The sequence below is a fragment of the Sphingobacterium sp. MYb382 genome, from assembly GCF_037572665.1.
GTDB lineage: Bacteria > Bacteroidota > Bacteroidia > Sphingobacteriales > Sphingobacteriaceae > Sphingobacterium.
In genome coordinates this window covers 65,559-89,377 of record NZ_JBBGZT010000011.1, presented here as the reverse complement: position 1 = coordinate 89,377, position 23,819 = coordinate 65,559, and the positions used below count along the sequence as shown (strand labels likewise).

Sequence of the window (23,819 nt, the reverse complement as noted above, 5' to 3'; positions counted from 1 at the left end):
GACACATGCAGGTATTCAAATTTGGTGGTGCATCCGTAAAAGATGCAGATAATATAAAAAATGTAACAGCAATCATCGCTAGTCAGCCTAAAGCGCCGCTTTTGGTGGTTGTTTCGGCAACGGGAAAAACGACCGATCAGCTGGAACAAGTAGCTCTTCAATTTGTAGAAGAAACAGGAAAAGCATTCGAAGCACTTGAAAAAGTTAAAGAAAACCACCGTCAGCTCTTGGCTGACCTTTTCGAAGATCCTGCGCATCCTATTTTTGATGAAATAGCCAATAGCTTTGTGGAAATCGAATGGATTCTTGAAGAAGAACCTCAAGATTCCTACGACTACCTATACGACCAAATTGTGTCTCTAGGAGAACTGATATCTTCCAAAATATTAGCTACCTATGCAGCACATACTGGACTAGCCGTTAAATGGGTTGATGCGCGTGATTATATATTCACGGACAACACCTACAGAGAGGCTATCGTAGACTGGGATAAGACTGCCGAAAAAATTAAGAGAGAGCTACCTGCTGTATTGGAAAACTACATTGTCGTTACCCAAGGTTTCATAGGTTCTACCTCCGAAAATTTCAGCACTACCCTTGGTCGTGAAGGCTCCGATTATTCGGCTGCCATCTTTGCTTCGGGTCTTGATGCACAAGATTTGACAATTTGGAAAGATGTACCCGGCGTTTTGAATGCCGACCCAAAATGGTTTGACCGCACGGAGCTTATTCCAGAGCTTTCCTATACGGATGCTATCGAGCTTACCTATTATGGAGCTACCGTGATCCACCCAAAAACAATAAAACCACTACAGAATAAAAATATAGCCTTGAATGTACGCTCCTTCCTCAATCCGGAAGCGACAGGCACCGTTATTCATGCGCTAAATCAAGGCTTACCTGTTCCCTCCTTTATTTTCAAGGTCAATCAAGTGTTGATTAATATTCAGCCACGCGACTTCTCTTTCATCTTAGAGGACAACTTAAGTCATATCTTCAACTTGTTCCATAAACACCGTATCAAGAACAATATGATGCACAACAGTGCCATTAGCTTCTCGGTGAGCATTGACGATACGGGTAAAAATATAGACAATCTACTTGATGAGTTAAAGCAGCGCTATACCGTTTCTTTTGAAAAAGGACTCGAACTTATTACCATTCGTTACTTTAATCAAGCGACAATAGACCGTGTATTGGTTAACAAAAAGATTATTCGTGAACTTAAGGACAGCTACACCTGTCAATTGTTGGTTAAAAACATCTAAATGAATACTGCAATCCTTTCTGAGGCAGTACAAAGCTATATCAAGTCGAAGCAGGATGCAGATCCTGCTTCCTTGGCTTTGAGCAAAAGCCCTTTTCCGGAGCTCAGCGCGACGGACTTGGCCCGCCAGGTGGATGGCAGACAACGCGCCTGCAAGAAAATACCTACCCTTGTGGCGCAAGCCGATTTATACTACCCGGATAAGCTCAACCTAGAGCAGAGTTCATCTACGGAAACAGCTCTTTATAAGGCAGCCCTTTTAGTACCCAACAAAACGCTAATCGACCTCACGGGAGGCTTCGGTATCGATAGCTATTACTTTGCATCGGTAAGCAAGCAAGTTACCCATTGCGAGCGTAATGAAGGGCTCTCGGAAATTGTACAATACAATTTTGGAGCTTTAGGTGTTGAGAATGTACAATTCCACAGCGGCGATGGCATCAGCTATCTGAGTCAAAGTCAGGAACAATACGACTATATATACACCGATCCTTCACGCAGAGTCAACCAACAGAAAGTATTTAAGCTTAGCGATTGCGAGCCCAATGTGGTGGCGCTACAGCCTTTGTTTTTTAGCAAGGCACCTATCGTCATAACCAAGCTTGCCCCACTCCTTGATATCAGCCTCGCGCTGCAAGATTTAGAAGAGGTACGCGACGTGTATATCATCAGTATGGATAATGACTGCAAGGAGCTTTTATTCATACAAGAGCAGGGCTACACGGGCGAGGTAAACCTCCATAGTGTTGCGCTAAGCAAAGGTAAGTCGCCAAAAACCTTAACCTTCACCCTCGCCACAGAAAAACAGGCGGAACCGTTATTGGGCGCCCCTTCACGCTACCTCTACGAGCCCGATGTGGCACTGACGAAAGCTGGCGCCTTCAAAACGACGGCGCTTCACTACGGATTAACAAAATTGCACCAACATAGCCACCTCTACACAGCAACGATGCTGCATGAGGACTTCCTTGGTAAAGTTTTCACCATCATCCATGTTAGTCCATTTTCGACTTTCAAGAAGGAAAATAAGATTACCAAAGCCAATGTCATTAGCAAAAACTTTCCCTTAAAAGTGGATGAGGTACGTAAAAAAATGAAAATTAAAGATGGTGGAGTCGTTTACCTATTCTTCACCACCCAGGCAGATGGCAGCTTGATTGTTATCCAAGCGGAACGTCTAATTTTTTAACCTAGCATTCCTAAAAAGCAGTTTTTCTTCCCTCCGGGAATATAGAAAAGCCTCTTCTATTTTATGTTTTCCCAACCGGAAACCAAAATAGAAGAGGCCATATATAAATTAATTATAGGACTAAGACTGCAATAAGCTATTGTAGTAGTCTAAACTTTCCAAAATCAAATCTTCGCTCACATACAGGTCGAAATCACATTTGCCGATTTCACTTAATAAAGCAAAGCCTACTTTATTTTGTTCGTTTTTCTTATCGTTACGCATCAACGCTATTAAATCTGGATAGCTAGCTGGAGCCAAGGCTACTGGTTCATATTTCGCGATAAATAAATCAGTAATTTCTTGCAAGCCTTCTGCAGTCAATCCGTTAACCTTATGCGACAAGTACGCTTCACAAATCATACCGACCGCGATAGCCTCCCCATGCAATAAAGGATTTTCATCATGCTCCAAGGAATACCCTTCTACGGCATGCCCAATGGTATGCCCAAAGTTTAAGATTTTACGCACCCCTTTCTCTGTAGGATCTTGTGTAATAACAGCATTTTTTATTTCCACCGAGCGGTGAACAATAGCATCTAGGGCATCTTGCTGCTCATCTACCGTCTTGGTAAGCGCAAACAAGTCGCGGTCAAAGATTAATCCATGCTTGATGACCTCTGCAAAACCAGAACGCAGCTGACGCCCGTCTAATGTTTTCAAAAACTCGGCGCTTACAAACACCGCCTGTGGCTGTGTGAACGTACCGATTATATTTTTTAGGTTACCCAAGTCAATACCTGTCTTACCTCCAACGGAAGCATCCACTTGCGCTAAGAGCGTTGTCGGCACCTGCACGAAGTCAATACCACGTTTGAAAGTTGATGCTGCGAATCCGCCCATATCGGTAACCACACCGCCACCTAGATTTATCATCAAGGCTTTGCGATCTACGCCGAAGTCTAGCATCGTGTTCCAAACGCCAATACAGAAATCTATATTCTTGTTCTCCTCACCTGGATCGACCTCTATCACGTCGTAATCGACAAGATCAGGAAGAGCCGCCTGCAACACAGGCAAGCAGTGGTCGTTGGTATTTCTATCCACTAGTATAATAACCTGCGAATAGCTACCAGCATCTATAAATTGCTGTAAAGCAGCCAAACTGTTCTCAAAGAAAACAGCATAGCCTATACTTTCAATATTTTTCATCATCTAATCGAATACCTATATGATTTTCACCTCTTGCCCATCAAAGGAAATGACATCACCAACACGCACTTTCAAGCGCTTGCGGAAGTCCACTTCACCATTGTATAGCACCATTCCTTCTTCCACCACATACTGCGCCATCGCACCATGTTCTACCCAGTTTAACGCTTTTAGCAGCTGAATTAACTGGATATATTCGCCCTTTAAAGTAAATGTTTTCATCGTCTAATCTTCCCGCTGTCGGGTCTGTAAATATAAGGCTAATCAAAATAATTACTTACTTTTGATAATTAATTTTTTTTTACGGTACTATATGAGTCAAAATAGCCAAATGAAACTAGATTTTAATAATACAGAGATTGCGTTTCGTAATAAAAGTGATAAGGATTTAGAAAAAGCGTACTGGTTATTCAAGATGGTTGCCAGTAATTCCTTAATCAAAATTGGTACACCTTTAACCAATTTTGCCCTAAATATAGGTCTTCCTATCCAAGGAATTATCAGGAATACGATCTACAAACAATTTTGTGGTGGTGAATCCATCGAAGGCTGTGCGCAAGCCATTCAAGATCTTGGAAAAGGTCAAGTAACAACGATTTTAGATTACTCTGTAGAAGGCGAAGAGTCGGAAGCTAGCTTCGATGAAACTTGTGCCGAGATTCTACGTACTGTAGCATATGCTAAAGCAAACCCATTAATTTCTTTCTGTGTATTTAAGCCTACTGGCCTAGGTCGTTTCGATTTATTTGCGAAAGTAGATGCTAAACAAACATTGACAGAAGCCGAGCAAGCAGAATTTGCTAAAGTATACGACCGTGTAGACCGTATCTGTAAAGCTTGTCATGAAGCAAGCATCAAAGTATTGGTAGATGCAGAGCACTCCTGGATTCAAGATACCATTGATGATTTAGCACGCGACATGATGGAGAAATACAATAAAGAAGCGGCTATCGTTTATAATACCTACCAACTGTACCGTAGTGATAAATTAGCTTCTTTAAAAGCTGACTTCGCCTACGCGCAAACACAAAACTTCTACTTAGGAGCTAAGATTGTGCGCGGTGCATATATGGAAATCGAACGCCAACGTGCAGCAGAAAAAGGGTATGCATCCCCTATTCAGCCTAACAAACCAGCTTCCGACACCGATTACAATGAGGCTATCTCCTTCTGTCTAGACCATGTAAACCGTATTGGTTTTATGGCGGGCACGCACAATGAAGAAAGCTCCCGTTTATTGGCTGAAGAGCTATTGAAGCGTAATATCTCTCCTAAAAATGACCATATATATTTCGCTCAGTTATTAGGTATGTCGGAGAACTTATCCTTCAACTTGGCAGCAGCGGGTTTCAACGTGGCTAAATATATGCCATATGGCCCTGTAAAAGCGGTTATGCCTTACCTTTTCCGTCGTGCACAAGAGAATACTTCGGTAGGTGGACAGACGAGTCGTGAATTGGGCTTAATCATTAAGGAGAAAACAAGAAGAAAAAACGCAAAGAAATAATACGAACCAGCTAAAGACTTTTAATTGTTAATTATTGTTAAACGGCAAAGGCTGTTAAAATAAAACGATTAACAGGGCGTTATAATTGTAATTTCATAATAAAGGTTAATAATTGGTTAGTAGTAAACTCCTAGAGCTCCCAACTCTAGGAGTTTTTTTATGCTTAGCCATCACCTTTCAATCTTTGTTATTGATTTATAAGCTAATTTTCAGACCACACGTTAAAAAGAGTTAAAGCCCATATCCAATTGTACGAACTGGGACAACAACACGTTATAGTAGTATTCATATAATAAGTTAAAATTTATTTTCACAAAACTCCTGAAGCCCATTACTTCAGGAGTTTTTTATTACACCCTATTTAAGACCAAATTTAAAATAGTAGGGCAAATAAGATCAAGAAAAAACATCTCGTAAACCTCTCGCCACTAGATGAGCACCAACCTGTTAAATAACGTTAAAGAAGATTAATATAAATACCAAAAAAAACAATAAGCCGTTATAAGAGTATATTTTCATAGTATAGGTTAATAATTGGTTCATAGTAAAAACTCCTGGTTTACCCATAAGCCAGGAGTTTTTTTATACCTAAACTTGAAATGGTAATTAAAAGAAAAAGAAGACCTTACCATATGCTGTGTAGATAGCAGCATTGGCACACATAAACATGCGACCCTGCCAGGGTCGTGCCTCCGTCCAAACTAGGCTATAAATATGTCAATCCTCCGGATTGAATCCCGTAACATCCCATACCTAAATAAGATAACAATCAACAAATACAAATAATTACCCCGGAGGGGCCTATAATAAATAGAGATTTCAAGGTATATTTCCAAACGATGCTTCGACATGTCACCCTGAGCCTGTCGAAGGGTCAGCATGACAATTTGGATAGACTCTACATTAAATAGAAACCAATATATCAAAGCCGACAGAAAGGAAAAAGACGGCCTTGCCGTGTGCTGCGTAAAGCGTAGCGACGTAAATTCCGTAAAAGCGAAATACTGTTTGAGCGAAGCGAGTTTATTTCGTTTAGGAATTTTCAAGCGTAGATAGCAGCATAGGCACAGCCTTGATTTTTGTAAAACTTTTTATCAAGAAAATTTTGAAAGCCAAGTCCTGGCTAAGGACACGTACTGCCTTAACAAAAAGTCTTTATGAGCGTTGCAAACGCTCCTCTCCCGCATCCTCGTTGCAAACGAGGACGATAATAATATTCGACCCCGCAGGGGTCGTCTTTTCTCTTGGTTATGCTTAGCTATAAATATGTCAATCCTTCGGATTTAACCCCTTAACACCCTATAAATAAATAAAATAACAACCAACAAATACAAATCATTACCCCGGAGGGGTAATATATGTATAGAAAATAGATGATTTATAAAATCGACTCCGGCGGAGTCGTATAAACAGTGATTTCAAGGTATATTTCCAAACGATGCTTCGACATGTCACCCTGAGCCTGTCGAAGGGTCAGCATGACAATTTGGATAGACTCTACATTAAATAGAAACCAATAAATCAAAACCTACACAAAACAAAAAGACGGCCTTGCCGTGTGCTGCGTAAAGCGTAGCGACGTAAATTCCGTAAAAGCGAAATACTGTTTGAGCGAAGCGAGTTTATTTCGTTTAGGAATTTTCAAGCGTAGATAGCAGCATAGGCACAGCCTTGATTTTTGTAAAACTTTTTATCAAGAAAATTTTGAAGGCCAAGTCCTGGCTAAGGACACGTACTCCCTTAACAAAAAGTCTTTATGAGCGTTGCAAACGCTCCTCTCTCGCATCCTCGTTGCAAACGAGGACGATAGCTGGGGCCCATTTATTTTACGAATACCTGAACGTTTGTAATAATAATGTCAAAGCAAAAAACGAATATACTATACAGCTTCAACATACCGTTATAATAGTAATTTCATAAAAAGGTTAATAATTGGTTAGTAGTAAACTCCTAGAGCTCCCAACTCTAGGAGTTTTTTTATATCAATAGCTAAACGTAAAAATACAAATACCCAAAACACCATTTAAGCACACTTAAATCCCCAATCTTCACTTCCTATCGCTCAAATTGTTAAAATAATGTTAAAGACAAATATCCGTGTACTAAAGCGTGAGCACATGCCGTTATAGTAGTAATTTCATAATAAAGGTTAATAATTGGTTAGTAGTAAACTCCTAGAGCTCCCAACTCTAGGAGTTTTTTTATGCACCAGTATCAAAAAGCCTTCACCGCCCACATTCAAAAACACTTTTAAGCCTCAAAAGGAAAGGCAATCATCCGTAATATGGCGTTAAATTGTTAAAATAATGTTAAAGCAGAATATCCGTGTACTAAAGCGTAAGTACATGCCGTTATAGTAGTAATTTCATAAAAAGGTTAATAATTGGTTAGTAGTAAACTCCTAGAGCTCCCAACTCTAGGAGTTTTTTTATTGCAGCAAAAAATAGATAATATTTGTTTGTATACCGATTTCCTATTTAAAACTTGGTTTCCCTATAAGCACAATACAATTTGTTAAAATAATGTTAAAGCATAAAAATGCTGTACTAAACAAACTATGGTTCCGTTATAGTAGTAATTTCATAATAAAGGTTAATAATTGGTTAGTAGTAAACTCCTAGAGCTCCCAACTCTAGGAGTTTTTTTATGATAATCAGCGAATACCTATAAAAGAAATTTCAAAAACCGTAGAATTACGAAAAAGGTCGGATAAGAGGCTTTTTTCACCAATAATCACAAAAAAAGCTCACCAAATTCGCATTATCGGTGATATTTATACATCCATTTAATTTTGCTAAACTAAAATATATACTTATACTTGTGCCATACTAAAATACTTTAGGGGTGTCTGTACTATTCGTACAGGCTGAGATTTTACCCTTGGAACCTGATCTAGTTCATACTAGCGTAGGGAAAAGTAGGAGAACCACTTCGTACATAAATAGGCTATATCCATAGCCTTTGTTGCGAGCATCCCTAAAGTATTTATTGTTTAATAAAACTTTAGCTTATGCAAGTAACAATCAATCATCAAACACATCATTTAACGGCCCCTTTCCCGGTACACCTACAGGAATTATTACATCGCTGTGTACCCGAATTGAAAGCCAAAGGCATTGCCGTGGCCCTCAACAATCAGGTTATTCCACGCCCTCAATGGGAACAGACAGCTGTTCCTACCCAAGCCGACATCCTCATCATTACCGCTACCCAAGGTGGCTAAATCCTACATATATGAAAGAGCAAATCACAACCCAACCACTTCCAAATTCTAGAAAAGTATATATTCCAGGCACGCTACACCCGATTAAGGTAGCTATGCGCGAAATCAGCCTTAATCCAACACGCTTGAGCAATGGAAAGATTGAGGAAAATCCGCCAATTACCGTTTACGATACTTCGGGTCCATACACCGATAGCAACCTAACCATCGATGTACGCCAAGGTATTGAGCGTATACGAGAGTCATGGATCCTGCAGCGTAACGATGTAGAGATACTACCGAGCATCACCTCCAACTACGGACTAGAGCGTCTTCATGACCCCAACTTAAAAGAACTGCGCTTCGATTACCAACATCAGCCTAAAAAGGCTAAAGAAGGACAAAATGTAACCCAGCTTTATTATGCTAAGCAAGGCATAATCACTGCCGAGATGGAATACATAGCGATACGTGAGAACCAACGTATCGAGCAGCTGGCAGAAGCAACGGCCGACATGAGCCAGCAGCACCCAGGGCATAGCTTTGGTGCCAACACACCACTTCAAGCAGTAACGCCAGAATTTGTGCGTAGTGAGATTGCAGCTGGACGCGCCATCATCCCAAACAACATCAACCATCCCGAAAGTGAGCCAATGATTATCGGGCGCAATTTCTTAGTGAAGATAAATGCTAATATTGGCAATAGTGCGGTAAGCTCAAGCATTGAAGAAGAGGTGGAAAAAGCAGTATGGGCATGCCGATGGGGTGCCGACACGATTATGGACCTATCAACAGGCAAGCATATCCATGAAACCCGTGAATGGATCATCCGCAACTCCCCTGTTCCTATCGGTACTGTCCCTATTTATCAAGCACTGGAAAAAGTTAAGGGCGTAGCCGAAGATCTTACTTGGGAGATATTCCGTGACACACTGATAGAGCAAGCCGAACAAGGCGTATCCTACTTCACCATCCATGCTGGTGTACTCTTACGCTATATCCACCTGACAGCGAAACGTGTGACAGGTATTGTATCCCGCGGAGGATCCATCATGGCTAAATGGTGCCTCTTCCACCACAAAGAAAACTTCCTATACACCCACTTTGAGGATATATGCGAAATCATGAAGCAATACGATGTGGCCTTTTCTTTAGGCGATGGTCTACGCCCAGGTTCTATTGCAGATGCCAATGATGCGGCACAATTTGCGGAGCTAGAAACCTTAGGGGAATTAACGGATATCGCTTGGAAGCATGATGTGCAGGTGATGATTGAAGGCCCTGGACATGTACCGATGCAGCTGATTAAAGAGAATATGGACAAGCAGCTAGAAACCTGCAAAGAAGCTCCTTTTTATACATTAGGTCCATTAACAACAGATATTGCTCCCGGTTATGACCACATCACCTCGGCCATTGGTGCTGCTATGATTGGCTGGTATGGCTGTGCCATGCTCTGCTATGTAACGCCCAAAGAGCATTTAGGCTTACCAAACCGTAAAGATGTCAAAGACGGAGTAATAACTTACAAAATTGCTGCCCATGCGGCCGACTTAGCAAAAGGACATCCTGGAGCGCAACACCGCGATAATGTATTGAGCAAAGCACGCTTCGAGTTCCGCTGGGAAGACCAGTTTAACCTTGCTTTAGATCCAGATACAGCACGCGAGTTTCATGATGAAACACTTCCAGCGGATGCCGCAAAGGTGGCACATTTCTGCTCCATGTGTGGACCGAAGTTCTGCTCTATGAAGATTACACAGGAGATTCGTGATAGCGTTCAAGAAGGTATGGAAGAGAAATCTACCGAATTTATCGAACAAGGAAAAGAGATATACAGTTAATATGCGCTTGATTACCCTACCGCATCAGCATCCTAAGGAAATTGAGCTCCTAAAAGAAGCCTTACGCCTACCCCAGATGTGGGTACACGTCAGGAGGCCGGGGGCTTCTTTTATGGAAATGCTCACCTACTTGCTCCAGTTTTCGGAGCAAGAGCGGAGTCGTATTGTCTTGCACCAACAGCAGCAAGTAGCCCTCGTGATGGGTATACAAAGCCTCCATATTCCGACACCAATACGAGAAGCGGGCAACTATCCGCAGGAAAAGATTGAAGGCATTATCATGAGTACATCTACCCATAGCTGGGATGAATTTAATGCTTTAAGCAGCCTTTTTAAGTTTGCTTTTATCAGTCCACTTTTTCCAAGCATTTCCAAGGAAGGCTATGGCTGCGAGCAACAAATTGAAAGTCCTATTAAGCGTGTAAACCAACATACGGAAGCTATTGCGCTTGGGGGAATCGATGCTACAAAACTGGCTATCATAAAAGATAAAGGCTTTGCAGACTATGCCTTATGTGGAGCCATCTGGCATAGTCAAACGCCTACAAAAGAATTAATACGATGCTACAAACTCATCCATTCGTCTTAACAATAGCGGGCTTCGACCCTTCTGCAGGAGCCGGCATGCTTGCTGACATCAAGACTTTTGAGCAGCTAGGAAGCTATGGGCTGGGTGCTTTAAGCTGTCTGACGCTACAAACAGAGTATCATTTTTACCAACTAGATTGGATTCCGGAGTACCAGCTCCTTGAAAATGTAGAATTACTCTGTGCACAATATCCTATAGAGGCGCTGAAAATTGGCGTTCTTAAAGATATATCCCAGCTCGCGTCGCTTGTGAAAATAGCACGTAGCTATCGGGAGCATCTCTTCATCTGCTGGGATCCTGTGCTGCGCTCAACAACGGGGCAAGATTTCTTTGCAGGAGAAAGACCTACAGCCGAACAGTTGGCATGTATCGATTTGATTACACCCAACTACCAGGAGATAGATTTTTTCCGAGCAACGAATGAATCCGTTGAGGCTTGTTGCATTCGCCTTAGCTATACCTGCGCCGTATTACTAAAGGGAGGTCATAACCCAAATCAACCGGGCTTTGACAGTCTTTACCAACGTGGCGAAGTACGCTTACTTACACCGGATGCCAACATAGCTATTCAGGACAAGCATGGCTCCGGTTGCGTTTTATCGAGCGCTATTTGTGCCTATAAGAGCCGCGGCCATACGCTATTTTCCGCCTGCAAAGCGGCCAAGCAATATACCGTACAATTTTTAGCATCAAACCCAACTTTACTAGGTTATCATCATGTACAGTAGACTACACTATATATCATCGGGCGACACGAGCGACCAACAAATAGACCGTATCTGGCAAGCGCTAGATGCAGGCGCCGACTGGATTCAGCTACGCGGAAAGCAGCTCGATAAAAAAACATTTACACAAACAGCTCAGCAGGTTAAAAAACTTCAAGAGCAGTATAACTTCATATACATCATCAACGACCATCCAGCTATTGCAGCAGCCGTCGATGCCAACGGTGTACATCTAGGCTTGGAAGATCAGGACATCGCCGAAGCGCGTAAATTGCTCGGTGCACACAAAATTATTGGAGGCACAGCCAACACGATTACGGATGTGCAACAGCGCATAGCCGAGGGTTGTCAATACATAGGATTAGGCCCTTTACGCTTCACGACGAGCAAAGCCAAGCTGAGCCCTATTTTAGGTTTTTCAGGCTATGAAAGCATCTTCCAACAATTACAAGAGCAACCTCATCCACCAATCTATGCCATTGGCGCCGTTGGACCGGCAGACATTGGTGCCTTACGCACAATAGGCCTACATGGCATCGCTGTATCTAGCTTGATTAACGAGGCTACGGACAAAAAACATTGCATTCAACACCTTCAATCTTCACTCCATGGAACCTTTACAGCTACGCGATAAAACATTTAACTCCCGTCTATTTGTAGGAACGGGCAAGTTTGGCAGCAGCCAACAGATGGCGGAAGCCATACAAGCATCGGGAAGCGAACTCGTGACCGTTGCGCTAAAACGTATAGATTTACAAGCACCAGCAGATGATATGCTATCTCATCTGCAATTGCCCCATATCCACCTCCTACCAAACACGTCTGGCGCACGCACAGCACAAGAAGCCGTATTAGCGGCACAGCTAGCGCAAGATGCTTTAGAGACAAACTGGATTAAGCTAGAAATTCATCCAGACCCTAAATACCTGCTTCCCGACCCTATAGAAACCTTGAAAGCCTGTGAGCAATTGGCTAAGCAAGGCTTCGTGGTATTACCCTATATCCACGCCGACCCCGTTTTATGTAAGCGTCTAGAAGATGTAGGCACCGCTGCCGTTATGCCCTTAGGCGCCCCTATTGGCAGCAATCTAGGCTTGCGCACTATAGAGTTTCTAGAGATTATCATCGAGCAAAGTCAAGTGCCTGTTATTGTTGACGCTGGTATTGGCGCTCCTTCGGATGCAGCCAAGGCGATGGAGCTTGGTGCTGATGCTGTATTGGTAAATACCGCAATTGCAGCTTCAGATGATCCACAACTCATGGCACAGGCCTTCGCCTTAGCCGTACAAAGCGGCCGCATGGCCTATGCCGCCAAGCTAGGCGCTAAAAGCCGCAAGGCACAACATAGCAGTCCGCTCACCGATTTTTTAACGCAAGCATATCCACATGGCTAATACCTTTCGTGACCGCTTTGAGCAGTATAGCTGGGAGGCGATCAAAGCACAGCTATACCAAACCTCCGCTGCACAGGTGGAGCGTAGTCTTGCCAAAACAAGACGCAATATTGACGACTTTATGGCCTTGATATCTCCTGCAGCAGCGCCCTATTTGGAGGAGATGGCTTCACTCTCACATCAGTTGACAGTGCAGCGCTTCGGCAAAAATATACAGCTCTATGCACCGCTGTACCTCAGCAATGAATGCCATAATATTTGCACCTACTGTGGGTTCAGTATGGACAATAAAATTCGACGTCGCACCTTGAGCTCCACAGAGATTATGCTGGAAGCACAAGCCCTGAAAGCTATGGGCTACCAGCATGTCCTTTTGGTATCTGGCGAAGCCAACAACAGTGTAAACACGGATTATTTTTTGCAGGCGGCGAAGTTGCTCGAAAACACATTTGCACAAATATCTATTGAAGTACAACCCTTAGAAACTGAATGTTACCAAAGACTACATCAAGCAAAAGTTAATGCCGTTTTAGTATACCAAGAAAGCTATCATCAGGAGACCTACAAAAATTATCACCCGAAGGGAAAAAAATCGAACTTCAACTACCGCTTGGAAACACCCGACCGCATTGGCGAAGCAGGCATGCATAAAATAGGCCTCGGGGTGCTTCTTGGCTTGGAAGACTGGCGTGTTGACAGCTTTTTCAATGCGCTTCATATTGACTATTTACAACAGAAATATTGGCGCAGCAAATACGCTGTTTCTTTTCCGCGCCTACGTCCAGCGACAGGCGTTATTGAGCCCAACTTCTTGATGGAAGATCGCGAGCTCCTACAGCTTATTTGTGCCTATAGGCTATGGAATCCAGATTTAGAGATTTCCCTTTCCACACGCGAGCATGCCTTCTTCCGGGATCATGTGATTCCATTAGGCATCACTTCCATGAGCGCTGGTTCTAAAACAAATCCAGGCGGTTACGTAGTCGAACCTCAATCATTAGAGCAGTTTGAAATTTCTGATGAGCGGTCGCCCGAAACGGTCGCCCGCAAAATACAAGAAGCCGGCTACCAGCCGGTATGGAAAGATTGGCAACAAGAATATAACAGTACAGCTACCGCAATTTATGAAACTCAATAAAGCACAAATACTCCGCTATAAGAAACAGATTTCTTTGGAGGATATCGGTATCGAGGGGCAATCCCGTATTATAGAAAGCAAGGTGCTCGTTATCGGTGCAGGGGGCTTAGGCTCCCCCATTCTGCTCTACTTAGCTGGCGCAGGTGTTGGCACCATTGCCTGCATAGATTTTGACCTTTTGGAGGAGCACAACTTGCATCGACAAATTGTCCATAGCGAATGTAATATTGGTCAAGCGAAGGTAGACAGCGCCGCCGAGCGCCTACAGGCTTTAAACAGCCACGTAACCTATCTGCCCATCATAGAAAAACTAAGTGAAACAAATATCGACAAGCATATTGCCGACTACGACATTATCATTGATGGTAGCGATAACTTCGCGACACGCTACGCGGTTAATGATGCCTGCGTGCGCCATGGAAAGCCTTTAGTGTATGGCAGCGTACTGAATTTCGAGCTTCAGCTAGCCGTATTTAATCACCAAGGATCCAAAAACCTACGCGACATCTTCCCCGAACCACCGAACCCAGAGGACGTGCCTAGCTGCGACCTCAACGGCGTGATGGGTACTGTTCCGGGAATCCTCGGGTTGATGATGGCGCAGGAAACACTAAAGATTATCTTGGGGCACTCCTGCCTGCGCAACCAGTGGTTATGGATGGATAGCCGTACTTGGCAACTACGTATAGTCGGCTTTTAAGCCGGCTATACACTACGCGGGTCAGCCTTAAGGGGCATCTTACCGCAGCGCAGAACCTCTATCGCGGCGCAGCCGAACTCCTCAGTCACCTTTCCTTCGATAAGGTATAGTCCAGGTCCGCGCAGTGGAAACCCTTGCAGGGAAGGCGGAAAATGCACCGTATCAAAGAAGGTTCCCTTGACATCGAAGAAAGTTCCAAACTTCATCAGCTCGCCACGCTTGGTGCGTACGGTTTTCTCCGCCACATAATCGCCGACCATGCGCACTGTCTGCCCAACCACACTTAGCAGCTCCTGCGCCATAACAGCCCCTCTAAAGTCGCTTCTCGCCAAATCAAACAAGGTGCCTGACACCCCAAAGCCAATCAGCTCCATCTCGTCATAATAGTCTTCCAAGATATCGTCTTCCAACGGAGGCAATACAGGCTTGCGCAACACGGAGGCAAACAACACGGGCGCTTGGTGTTTTTGCTTATGCTTACTCAGATACAGATGGGCTTCCCACAAGAGGCTTTTCTTACTTTGCCCGAGGAAACGAAATGCGCCCACACGAATCAGAATAACGAGTTGCTCAATAGCGACGGAGGTGCGTTGAATAAAATCTTGTAGACTCAGATAAGCACCTCCCTGTTGTCGTTCTTTCGCAATACGCTGCGCCAGCCGTCCTTCTAAATTCAGCAAACAATCAAAGCCGAGGTAAATATCTTTATCGTAAATACAGGCTACAAATTCACTATGATTGACACAGGGCAAGCAGATATTACCACCTGCAACACGCGCCTCATTTACATAAACCTTTCGATTATAAAACCCCCCATAATTATTTAATACACTGACCATAAACTCCAAAGGGAAATATGTTTTCAGATAGAGGCTCTGATAGCTCTCCACAGCATAGGATGCCGAGTGTGCCTTATTGAAGGAATAGCCTGCAAAGCTTTCCATCTGCCGCCAAATTTCCCGACTCGTCTGCTCCGGATAGTCCATCGCACGACAGTGGGCAAAGAACTTATCTTCAATCTCTATAAGATGCTTTTTATTACGGTACTTGCCCGACATCATGCGACGCAACACATCGGCATCAGCCATATCTAAGCCGCCATAGGCATTTCCTATTTTCATCACGTCTTCCTGATAGACCATCACGCCATAGGTTTCCTTAAGTTGCTCTTCAAAGACGGGATGCGGATAAACCACCTTATCCGGCGCATGGTGGCGCCGAATAAATTCGCCCATCATGCCGCTGCTAGCCACACCAGGCCGTATGATGGACGAAGCAGCCACCAAAGTAAGGTAATCATCGCAACGCAGCTTGGTGAGCAGCTGGCGCATGGCAGGGCTCTCGATATAAAAACAACCAATGGTATTGGCCGACCGCAGCTGCTTGGCAATATGTGGGTCTTCAAAGAAACGCTTAGGCTGCTGCGTATCGATGGTGAGTCCTCTATTTTGCTGCACGATGCGGCGACAATCTTTAATGTGACCAATACCGCGCTGCGAGAGGATATCAAACTTCTCGAAACCGATATCTTCAGACACATACATATCAATCTGCATCGTAGGCAGCCCCTTCGGGGGATAATCAAGCGCCGAGTAACAGGTTAAAGGAAGCTCCGAAATTAAGACGCCACTAGCATGAATCGTACGCTGATTAGGCAGGTCTGTCATCCGATTATAGACACCTAAAATCAAAGCTGTTACCTCATTCTTATTGAGCATATGCTCTGGCTCATGCACCAGCCTGTCAATATCACCTTTGGGTAAGCCATACACCTTACCGAGCTCCCTCAAAATGCTACGGGAACGGAAGGTACTCACGGCGCCCATGAGCGCCACATGCCCTTCGGGGTACTTCTCAAAAATATAAGTATACATGGTGTCGCGTTCATCCCAACTAAAGTCAATATCGAAATCTGGAGGACTTTTACGCTTAGGATTGAGGAAACGCTCAAAAGGAAGCTTCAAGGCAATGGGATCGACATCGGTGATTCCCAAACAATAGGCTACCGCCGAATTGGCACCACTACCCCGCCCTACATAATGAAAACCGCGCGACTGAGCATAGCGACAAATATCATCCGTGATTAAGAAATAACTCGAAAAATGTAAGGTTTGAATGCTCTCGAGCTCTCGAGCGATACGCTGACGCGCTATTTCATCATCCGACGCATAGCGTCGCTCAAAACCAGCATACGTAAGCGCTGACAAGAGTTTCATATCTTCCTGTGCATCGCCTGTAAAGTGTTTTTTATTTTTCGGCTGCTTAAAATCGAAGGTAAAGGAACAGGCAGATAGTAGCCGCTCCGTATTATGAAGAAGTACAGGAAGCTCCCGAAATAAGGCTATTAACGCCGCTTGTGGCATAAACACCTCATCGGCCGATGCACAATCTGCTGCCTGCAGCTGTGAGATAAGCAGATTTTGATCTATAGCACGCAATTGCTGATGTAGTATATAGTCTTCGGGAAGAAAGCTCACGGGCGCCAGAATTACACATCGAGCAAGTAAATCTTCCGCTAAGCGCTGCGCTTTAAAGCGTTCAGCAGGTCGTACGCCGATATATTCATATTCCCGGAGGGTAAAACACCCGAGTTGATGGAAAGGATAGATCACAAAAACGTCGCTAAAATCAGGCGCTCTTTCCGCTGGCGAGCGTTCTTCCCGATTGAACATACTGCGGTAGGCGTTAATCTGCTGAAAACCCTGCGCATTCATCGCGATAGCGATGTAGCAAAGCTTACCCTCGGCCCGAAACTCCATTCCCGTAAGGATATCTACCCCTTCTTCACGCGCATCGCGCACCAAATCTAAGGAGGCCGAACTGTTGTTTATATCCGTCAACACGGCACGCTTATAGCCATTTTCTTTCATTCCTTGAATCAGCTGCTTCAAGCTCAGCGTACCATAACGCAGGCTGTAGTAACTATGCAGATTAAGTAGCATCTTTTTCTTTTTGAGGAAGATCAGGCGCAAGAATAGCCTTCATAACGGCACCTGTACCATAGCGCAGACGCATCTTATCCATCGCTTGCAGCAGGTTCATATCTGTAGCACGGTCGCTAAAGAGGTCGGTCTGATAGGCGCCATAAATAAGCTTCGAAAACTTGATTCCAATAAGGCGAATCAGCATACGCCGGTTATACAACAGTTTGAACAGCTCCAAGACACGTTCGGTCAATACAGCATCCGAATTGGTATAGCCTAATTGTATTTGTTTGGTATGCGTATCAAAGTTGCTATAGCGAATCTTGACCGTCAAGCAGCTGGTGAGCTTTTTATCCTTACGGAGATCAAAGGCCAAGGCGCTCACCATGCCTATAAGCTCTTTGCGCAATTGGTTGACGTCAATGGTATCTTGCAGAAAGGTAGTCTCCTTGCTCATTGATTTTTGTTCACGAAAAGGAACAACTGGGCTATCATCAAGACCATTTGCCTTACGCCAAATGGTGACACCATTTTCGCCCAACACACGCTGTAGCGTAAACACCTCCATCGCTTGCAAGCTACTAATCTTATGGATACCCATATTGCGCAGCAACGTATAGGATTGCTGGCCTACCATTGGTATTTTACGAATCGATAAAGGCGCTAAAAATTCACGCTCCACCCCGCCTTCCACCTGTAGCTCGCCACAGGGCTTCGCTTGCCCAGTTGCAATTTTACTGACGGTCTTGTTTACAGAGAAGCCAAAAGAGATGGGCAAGCCTGTTTCCTTAATGATGTATTGACGCAGCTCTTGGGTCCACTTCCAGCTTCCATAGAATCGATCCATTCCCGTCACATCGAGATAGTGCTCATCGATGCTCGCTTTTTCGAGTAAGGGACTTCGCGCCTCAAGGATATCGGTCACCATACTGGAATAATAGCTATAGCGGTCATGATCGCCACGTACTACAATAGCCTCAGGACACATACGCAAGGCCATACGCATAGGCATTGCACTATGCACGCCAAAGCGACGCGCCTCATAAGAACAGGAGGAAACGACAGAACGATCGGAAAGACCACCAATCAAAACAGGCTTACCCTTTAAACCACTGTTTTCCAAGCGCTCTACCGACACAAAAAAGGTATCCAAATCACAATGTACAATACTCCGCTCCATAACAATCTCTTTAATAGATTGAACAAAAATACTAAAAATATTAGCAATATATAAAACTATCCTTTGCTCTTTTTAAGAAAAAAATGCGAAACAGGTTAACGTCATTATTTGTTAAGGGGTTATAAAAAGGAAAGAAGAATTCCTACATTTGAATCAAAGCACAGACTAAGGAGTATACTATGACAACAAGTTCCAGCCTACCGTTTGACCCTATCGCTAAAAAGCTACAACACTTACATCGTTTTCTCGATGAGACAAAAAATACCGCGAAGATGCCTTTGCTATTTTTGGGACATGGAAGCCCGATGAACGCTATAGAAGACAATGAATTTGTAGCCTCTTTCCGGTCTTTGGGAAAGGAAATAGAAAAGCCTACGGCTATTTTAGTGATTTCGGCACATTGGGAGACGCGCGGAACCTATGTTACAGCGATGGAGCATCCGCGCACGATTCATGACTTCGGCGGATTTCCACAGGCACTTTTTGATGTGCAATATCCAGCTCCAGGGCAACCAGCCTTGGCCGAGGCTGTTCAAGAATTGCTAACGCCAACGCCCGTGGGCCTTGACCATGAATGGGGCTTAGACCACGGCTCTTGGTCTGTCGTTAAGCACCTATATCCAGATGCCGATGTTCCCGTTATCCAAATGAGTATCGACTATATGCAGCCGGCATCCTATCATTATGAATTGGCCAAATCTTTAGCCCCTTTACGCCATAAAGGAGTCTTAATTGTAGGGAGCGGCAATATGGTGCACAACTTACGGAAGATATCATGGGGTCATCTAAACAGCCATTACGCTTTTGATTGGGCGCTAGAAGCGAGTGACAAAATGAAGGGGTTTATCTTAGATGGCAACCACCAAGCATTGATTGATTTCGATAAGCAAGGTAGCGCCTTCGAGCTGGCTATACCAACCCCCGAGCACTACTTACCGATGCTCTATAGCGTAGCTTTGCAAGAAAAAAATGAGGACCTCGTTTTGTTTAATGACAGCCCTATTGGTGGTTCTTTAACGATGACGTCTCTTAAGATAGGCTAAACGCTTTCTTTGGCAGATAGTAAATCCTGTTGCACAAAAGCTTTTTCAGCAAGCGCATAACCTTGGTCGATAAGATCTTGGGCGCGATGGTAATCCCATATCCCGGCCACATCTAATGGTATATCAATAAGATAATCGGGTGGATTCAACCGTAGGGTAAGTGTCGCTAGTCGACGACGCATAGCATAAAAAGACTCTTCCATCAGTGCAATAGCATTAAGCTTGGCCGGTGACAACTTGGGTTTGTCGAGTCGTCCGTCGAGGTTTACAGCGACAATCAAGTTCCCTTTCTTCACAACCTGATTGACCGGTAAAGGATTAAGGACAGCACCGTCTACCAAGAAAGAGTTGGACAGTTGTACCCCTGTAAACACGCCCGGAATAGCGATGGAAGCCCGAATAGCTGCATATAAGCTACCTGTTGCGAAAAGCTTCTCTTCTTCAGCAATCAAATCGGATGCGATAGCCGCATAGCGGATTGGTAACGACTCAATATCTACATCACAAAAGACACTTTGCAACGTATTGAGCACACGCTTACCTTTCAGCAAGCCATTGCCCGAGTTGGAAAAGTCCATCAACCGGAATACCTGCGTCTTGGTTAACCCTTGCATCCAGGCACCCAATTCATCCAGTTTGCCACAAGCAAAAGCTCCACCAATTAAAGAGCCTATAGAGCAACCTACTACTTCATCAATCTCATAGCCTTGCTTCACCAAATATTGGATAACGCCAATTTGCGTCAATCCTCTCGCTCCACCACTGCCTAAAACTAAAGATACTTTACGCGTCTTTTTTTCAATTTCCATATTGTCTGATTACCCTTAGCTAAACATTATTTTCCTAAAACACGCTTTAGTCTCCCTCGACACAATCGATAACTACTAAAGGTAAGCCGAAATAATCAAACCTAAAAGCAGAAAATTAAAAGTTAACATAACGTACTTTATAGTAGATTAAAGGCATATATCACTCCTAAATCGTCACTTTTAGTTCGAAAATAAGCTTTGTGAAAAATAGACAAATGTCAAAGAAATGTAGTCTTTGAAAGAAACATTTCCGAGGAATGGGTAAGCTTCTTACATTTGCTAACAGTGTTAACTAAATGTTTAAACATCAATGAAAGCAACGGATAAAAAAGCAGAACAAAATGCCGCTCTTAAAAATGAAATTATTGCACAGTCATGGGCAATAATTGAAGAATCGGGCTGGCAGGCACTTTCTATTCGGCGCATCGCTGAAGCTATTGAGTACAGCGTACCGATGATTTATAAGCATTTTGAAAACAAAGAGGCTATTTTGGAGCATTTCATCAAAACAGGATTTCAGGCATTGGCAGAGCGCTTAGCAAGCGTGCTCAATCCATCGGCTCCGGCAACGGAGCAGGTACAGGAGCTTGCAAAAGCCTATTGGACCTTTGCGGCATCGCAGACCAAGCATTACGAAATTATGTATGGCTTGGGTATGCCTTCCTGTGAGGCGGTAAACAATGTTGCGGAGATCAAACAGATGTCCAACGTAATGATGCAAGCCATTCAGGCTGTTGGCGAGGAGGCTGGCAATGGCACCATCGACCACTACTTGAAGGTAAAGACCTTTTGGTCTATGCTTCATGGCTTTATGGCTATTGAATTATTTTCACACAATCAAATCCAGGAAGCGCCTACCGCTACTTTCAGGGATGCGATCGACAGTTTTATATTTACCTTAATTAATAAAAAATAACATGAGTCTGCTACAAGATCTACAGTGGAGATACGCCACAAAAAAAATGAATGGTGCAGCTGTTGCACAAGAAAAAATTGACGATATCGTTGAAGCAGCACGTTTGGCGCCTACGTCTTCAGGCTTACAACCTTTTAAAGTGATTGAAATTTCGAATCCAGAATTAAAAGCTAAGATTCAGCCTATCGCCTTTGGACAGAGCCAAATCGTTGATGCCTCTCACCTACTTATCTTCGCTGCATATGACGAATACACGAAAGAACGTGTTGACGCTGTATTTGCACAACAAGCAACAGAAAGAGGATTGCCTGACGGCTTTGCTGATGACTACAAAAACATGCTATGGAGCCGCTTTGAGCAACAAACGAAAGAGGAGCATTTCCAACATGCAGCACGTCAAGCCTATATTGGTTTTGGCCTAGCAATTGCGGCGGCTGCCGAATTGAAAGTTGATGCTACGCCAATGGAAGGCTTTATCGCGCCACAATTGGATGAGCTTTTAGGCTTAGACAAATTAGGCTTAAAATCGGTTACTATTTTGGCGATCGGCCAGCGTGATACGGAAAATGACTGGTTGGTAAACTTGAAAAAGGTACGTACCAATACGGAAGATTTCCTTATTAAATTGAACTAATACTATACATTGAAACAAAAAGTGAAGGGGCAACCAGCAATGGTCACCCCTTTATTTTTTTATAAACTCCACTTAAAAAGGCGTCTAAGCCATTGGAAAAAGCTTTGTTTCGACTTTAGCTTTGAAATGTTCCTGTAGACGTTCAAAAAATTGGCTATTGACCCTATTTTCATTCTGCGAAAGCAGGTGTGAAATAGCAACCATTTGTCCGCCTTTCAGCTGAATCTTATAATAGCCAAACAGAACACCACGATTCATTTGCACGGATTTAACCTCTACCACATGTGCTACATCGTTCAATAGGTTGAAATATAAATCACCACCATGTAAGCGCGCTAAGCAAACTTCATTGTTTACGGCATCAAAATAAAGCTTTTGATCTTTCGTCAACCGCAATTGGTTGTTGTATACAAAAAACTGACCGATAAGATAAAAGCTCAAGGGTAGCGCTATCAAGATGATCTTAATCTTAAAGCCTAAAATCAATATCACAAAGAGCAAAGCGATACCAAAACCCACCGTACTAAAGGTATTTCTGGTTACTCGCCCCATCAACGTGCTATGGGTATCCACCAGTTGAAAGCCTCTCCTGCCCGACACACTGACGGACGTCGCTCGGGAAATCCCCATAAAAAGGCGTCGACCAATATAATAGATCAACAAACCTACCAATGCGACAATCCACAGTATCTTCATAGCGTATATTAAAGCTTAGTATTGTTCATTTTCGTTCGGGAAGCTTCCACCTTTTACATCTTCAGCATACTGACGTGCTGCATCAACCATACCGCTATATAGCTGCATATACTGACGTAAAAATTTAGGCTTAAAGTCTTTGGTGAAGCCCAACATATCATTAACTACCAATACCTGACCGTCGCAGTCGCCACCAGCACCAATACCAATTGTTGGGATATTTAGAGATTCTGTAACCTCTTTTGCCAGCTGCGCTGGAATTTTTTCCAATACAACAGCAAAACATCCAGCCTCTTGCAGCGCTAACGCGTCAGCTTTTAGCTTCTCGGCTTCAGCCTCTTCTTTAGCGCGAACGCCAAAAGTACCAAACTTATTGATCGACTGCGGCGTTAAGCCCAAGTGACCACATACAGGAATGCCTGCGTTTATAATCTTTTTTATATTATCGATTATCTCTAATCCACCTTCTAATTTAACGGCTTGTGCTCCCGACTCTTTCATCATGCGCACTGCGGCTTGGTAAGCCTCATCTACGGAACCTTGGTAAGTTCCGAAAGGCAAGTCTGCCAACACCAAGGCACGTTTAGCACCACGTGCTACAGCGCTAGCGTGATAAATCATGTTGTCCAGCGTGATAGGCAAAGTTGTTTCATAACCGGCAAACACATTGGCAGCAGAATCGCCCACCAATAAAACATCAATTCCAGCTTCATCTAAGGCTTGCGCAGTAGAATAATCGTAAGCAGTCAACATCGTTATCTTCTCTCCGTTGGCCTTCATCGCTAGAATGCTGCTTGTCGTTATTCGCTTTATGATCTTATTTACTGACATCTTTATTTTTTTTGTGAACAAAACTAGTCAATAAATATGA

General features: G+C 43.7%; 21 protein-coding genes and 1 riboswitch. Of the genes, 14 read left to right on the top strand and 7 right to left on the bottom strand.

All coding sequences use genetic code 11. From position 1 onward, the window contains the following. Window positions 1-5 precede the first annotated feature (5 nt). Window positions 6-1,268: an aspartate kinase gene (locus WH223_RS04655; RefSeq protein ID WP_340046371.1), complete on the top strand. Its 1,263-nt coding sequence runs from the start codon at window positions 6-8 to the stop codon at window positions 1,266-1,268. Then, window positions 1,269-2,456, top strand: a complete 1,188-nt coding sequence (locus WH223_RS04650; RefSeq protein WP_340046370.1) for a class I SAM-dependent methyltransferase — start codon at window positions 1,269-1,271, stop codon at window positions 2,454-2,456. Between the two features lie 120 nt (window positions 2,457-2,576). Here the strand turns inward: WH223_RS04650 and aroB are convergent, their stop codons facing one another. Both aroB and WH223_RS04640 read right to left on the bottom strand, forming a co-directional pair. Then, window positions 2,577-3,647, bottom strand: coding sequence for a 3-dehydroquinate synthase (aroB, locus tag WH223_RS04645; protein WP_340046478.1), 1,071 nt, complete (start codon window positions 3,645-3,647; stop codon window positions 2,577-2,579). A 15-nt stretch (window positions 3,648-3,662) separates the two neighbouring features. Beyond that, a complete protein-coding gene (locus WH223_RS04640; protein ID WP_340046369.1) occupies window positions 3,663-3,869 on the bottom strand; it encodes an RNA-binding S4 domain-containing protein in 207 nt (68 codons plus the stop codon). 91 nt (window positions 3,870-3,960) lie between these two features. Here WH223_RS04640 and WH223_RS04635 point away from each other — a divergent pair, with 91 nt between their 5' ends. The 9 genes from WH223_RS04635 (at window position 3,961) to WH223_RS04595 (ending at window position 14,746) form a co-directional block, all read left to right on the top strand. Beyond that, a complete protein-coding gene (locus WH223_RS04635) occupies window positions 3,961-5,154 on the top strand; it encodes a proline dehydrogenase family protein (RefSeq protein WP_340046368.1) in 1,194 nt (397 codons plus the stop codon). A gap of 2,830 nt (window positions 5,155-7,984) precedes the next feature. Next, a riboswitch (TPP riboswitch) is annotated at window positions 7,985-8,085 on the top strand. Window positions 8,086-8,164: 79 nt separating this feature from the next. Next, on the top strand, window positions 8,165-8,377 hold the full coding sequence (gene thiS / locus WH223_RS04630; RefSeq protein ID WP_340046367.1) for a sulfur carrier protein ThiS: 213 nt from the start codon (window positions 8,165-8,167) through the stop codon (window positions 8,375-8,377). Between the two features lie 11 nt (window positions 8,378-8,388). Further along, window positions 8,389-10,200, top strand: a complete 1,812-nt coding sequence (thiC, locus tag WH223_RS04625) for a phosphomethylpyrimidine synthase ThiC (RefSeq protein ID WP_340046366.1) — start codon at window positions 8,389-8,391, stop codon at window positions 10,198-10,200. A 1-nt stretch (window position 10,201) separates the two neighbouring features. Further along, the gene (locus tag WH223_RS04620; RefSeq protein ID WP_340046365.1) at window positions 10,202-10,789 is read left to right on the top strand and encodes a thiamine phosphate synthase; all 588 of its coding nucleotides are present in this window, start codon (window positions 10,202-10,204) and stop codon (window positions 10,787-10,789) included. Then, entirely contained in the window at window positions 10,762-11,517 is a 756-nt protein-coding gene (locus tag WH223_RS04615; RefSeq protein WP_340046364.1) for a hydroxymethylpyrimidine/phosphomethylpyrimidine kinase, read from the top strand. Before WH223_RS04620 ends, WH223_RS04615 begins: the two co-directional genes overlap by 28 nt. Then, entirely contained in the window at window positions 11,507-12,148 is a 642-nt protein-coding gene (gene thiE / locus WH223_RS04610) for a thiamine phosphate synthase (protein WP_340046363.1), read from the top strand. Before WH223_RS04615 ends, thiE begins: the two co-directional genes overlap by 11 nt. Then, window positions 12,123-12,908 carry a thiazole synthase gene (locus WH223_RS04605; protein ID WP_340046362.1) on the top strand — a complete coding sequence of 262 codons (786 nt, stop codon included), beginning with the start codon at window positions 12,123-12,125 and terminating at the stop codon, window positions 12,906-12,908. The genes thiE and WH223_RS04605 overlap by 26 nt, the downstream gene beginning before the upstream one ends. Further along, complete coding sequence (gene thiH, locus WH223_RS04600) at window positions 12,901-14,046, top strand: 2-iminoacetate synthase ThiH (RefSeq protein WP_340046361.1); 1,146 nt, start codon at window positions 12,901-12,903, stop codon at window positions 14,044-14,046. The genes WH223_RS04605 and thiH overlap by 8 nt, the downstream gene beginning before the upstream one ends. Then, window positions 14,033-14,746, top strand: coding sequence for a HesA/MoeB/ThiF family protein (locus WH223_RS04595; RefSeq protein ID WP_340046360.1), 714 nt, complete (start codon window positions 14,033-14,035; stop codon window positions 14,744-14,746). Before thiH ends, WH223_RS04595 begins: the two co-directional genes overlap by 14 nt. A 5-nt stretch (window positions 14,747-14,751) precedes the next feature. Here WH223_RS04595 and dnaE read toward each other — a convergent pair whose 3' ends face one another. Both dnaE and dinB read right to left on the bottom strand, forming a co-directional pair. Further along, window positions 14,752-17,688 carry a DNA polymerase III subunit alpha gene (dnaE, locus tag WH223_RS04590; RefSeq protein ID WP_340046359.1) on the bottom strand — a complete coding sequence of 979 codons (2,937 nt, stop codon included), beginning with the start codon at window positions 17,686-17,688 and terminating at the stop codon, window positions 14,752-14,754. Further along, the gene (gene dinB, locus WH223_RS04585; RefSeq protein WP_340046358.1) at window positions 17,678-18,850 is read right to left on the bottom strand and encodes a DNA polymerase IV; all 1,173 of its coding nucleotides are present in this window, start codon (window positions 18,848-18,850) and stop codon (window positions 17,678-17,680) included. Before dinB ends, dnaE begins: the two co-directional genes overlap by 11 nt. A 179-nt stretch (window positions 18,851-19,029) precedes the next feature. Between dinB and ygiD the strand changes: the two genes are divergently transcribed. Next, window positions 19,030-19,893: a 4,5-DOPA dioxygenase extradiol gene (gene ygiD, locus WH223_RS04580; protein WP_340046357.1), complete on the top strand. Its 864-nt coding sequence runs from the start codon at window positions 19,030-19,032 to the stop codon at window positions 19,891-19,893. Here ygiD and WH223_RS04575 read toward each other — a convergent pair. Next, complete coding sequence (locus WH223_RS04575) at window positions 19,890-20,702, bottom strand: patatin-like phospholipase family protein (RefSeq protein WP_340046356.1); 813 nt, start codon at window positions 20,700-20,702, stop codon at window positions 19,890-19,892. The genes ygiD and WH223_RS04575 overlap by 4 nt on opposite strands. A gap of 310 nt (window positions 20,703-21,012) precedes the next feature. On the opposite strand from WH223_RS04575, the gene WH223_RS04570 reads away from it, so the two are divergent. Together WH223_RS04570 and WH223_RS04565 are read left to right on the top strand one after the other, a co-directional pair. After that, window positions 21,013-21,618 carry a TetR/AcrR family transcriptional regulator gene (locus WH223_RS04570; RefSeq protein ID WP_340046355.1) on the top strand — a complete coding sequence of 202 codons (606 nt, stop codon included), beginning with the start codon at window positions 21,013-21,015 and terminating at the stop codon, window positions 21,616-21,618. A 1-nt stretch (window position 21,619) separates the two neighbouring features. Next, window positions 21,620-22,252 carry a nitroreductase family protein gene (locus WH223_RS04565; protein WP_340046354.1) on the top strand — a complete coding sequence of 211 codons (633 nt, stop codon included), beginning with the start codon at window positions 21,620-21,622 and terminating at the stop codon, window positions 22,250-22,252. Window positions 22,253-22,336: 84 nt separating this feature from the next. Here the strand turns inward: WH223_RS04565 and WH223_RS04560 are convergent, their stop codons facing one another. Beyond that, window positions 22,337-22,948 (bottom strand): hypothetical protein, encoded by a 612-nt coding sequence (locus WH223_RS04560; protein WP_340046353.1) that lies wholly within the window; start codon window positions 22,946-22,948, stop codon window positions 22,337-22,339. Window positions 22,949-22,963: 15 nt separating this feature from the next. Next, window positions 22,964-23,779, bottom strand: a complete 816-nt coding sequence (panB, locus tag WH223_RS04555) for a 3-methyl-2-oxobutanoate hydroxymethyltransferase (RefSeq protein WP_340046352.1) — start codon at window positions 23,777-23,779, stop codon at window positions 22,964-22,966. Window positions 23,780-23,819 lie beyond the last annotated feature (40 nt).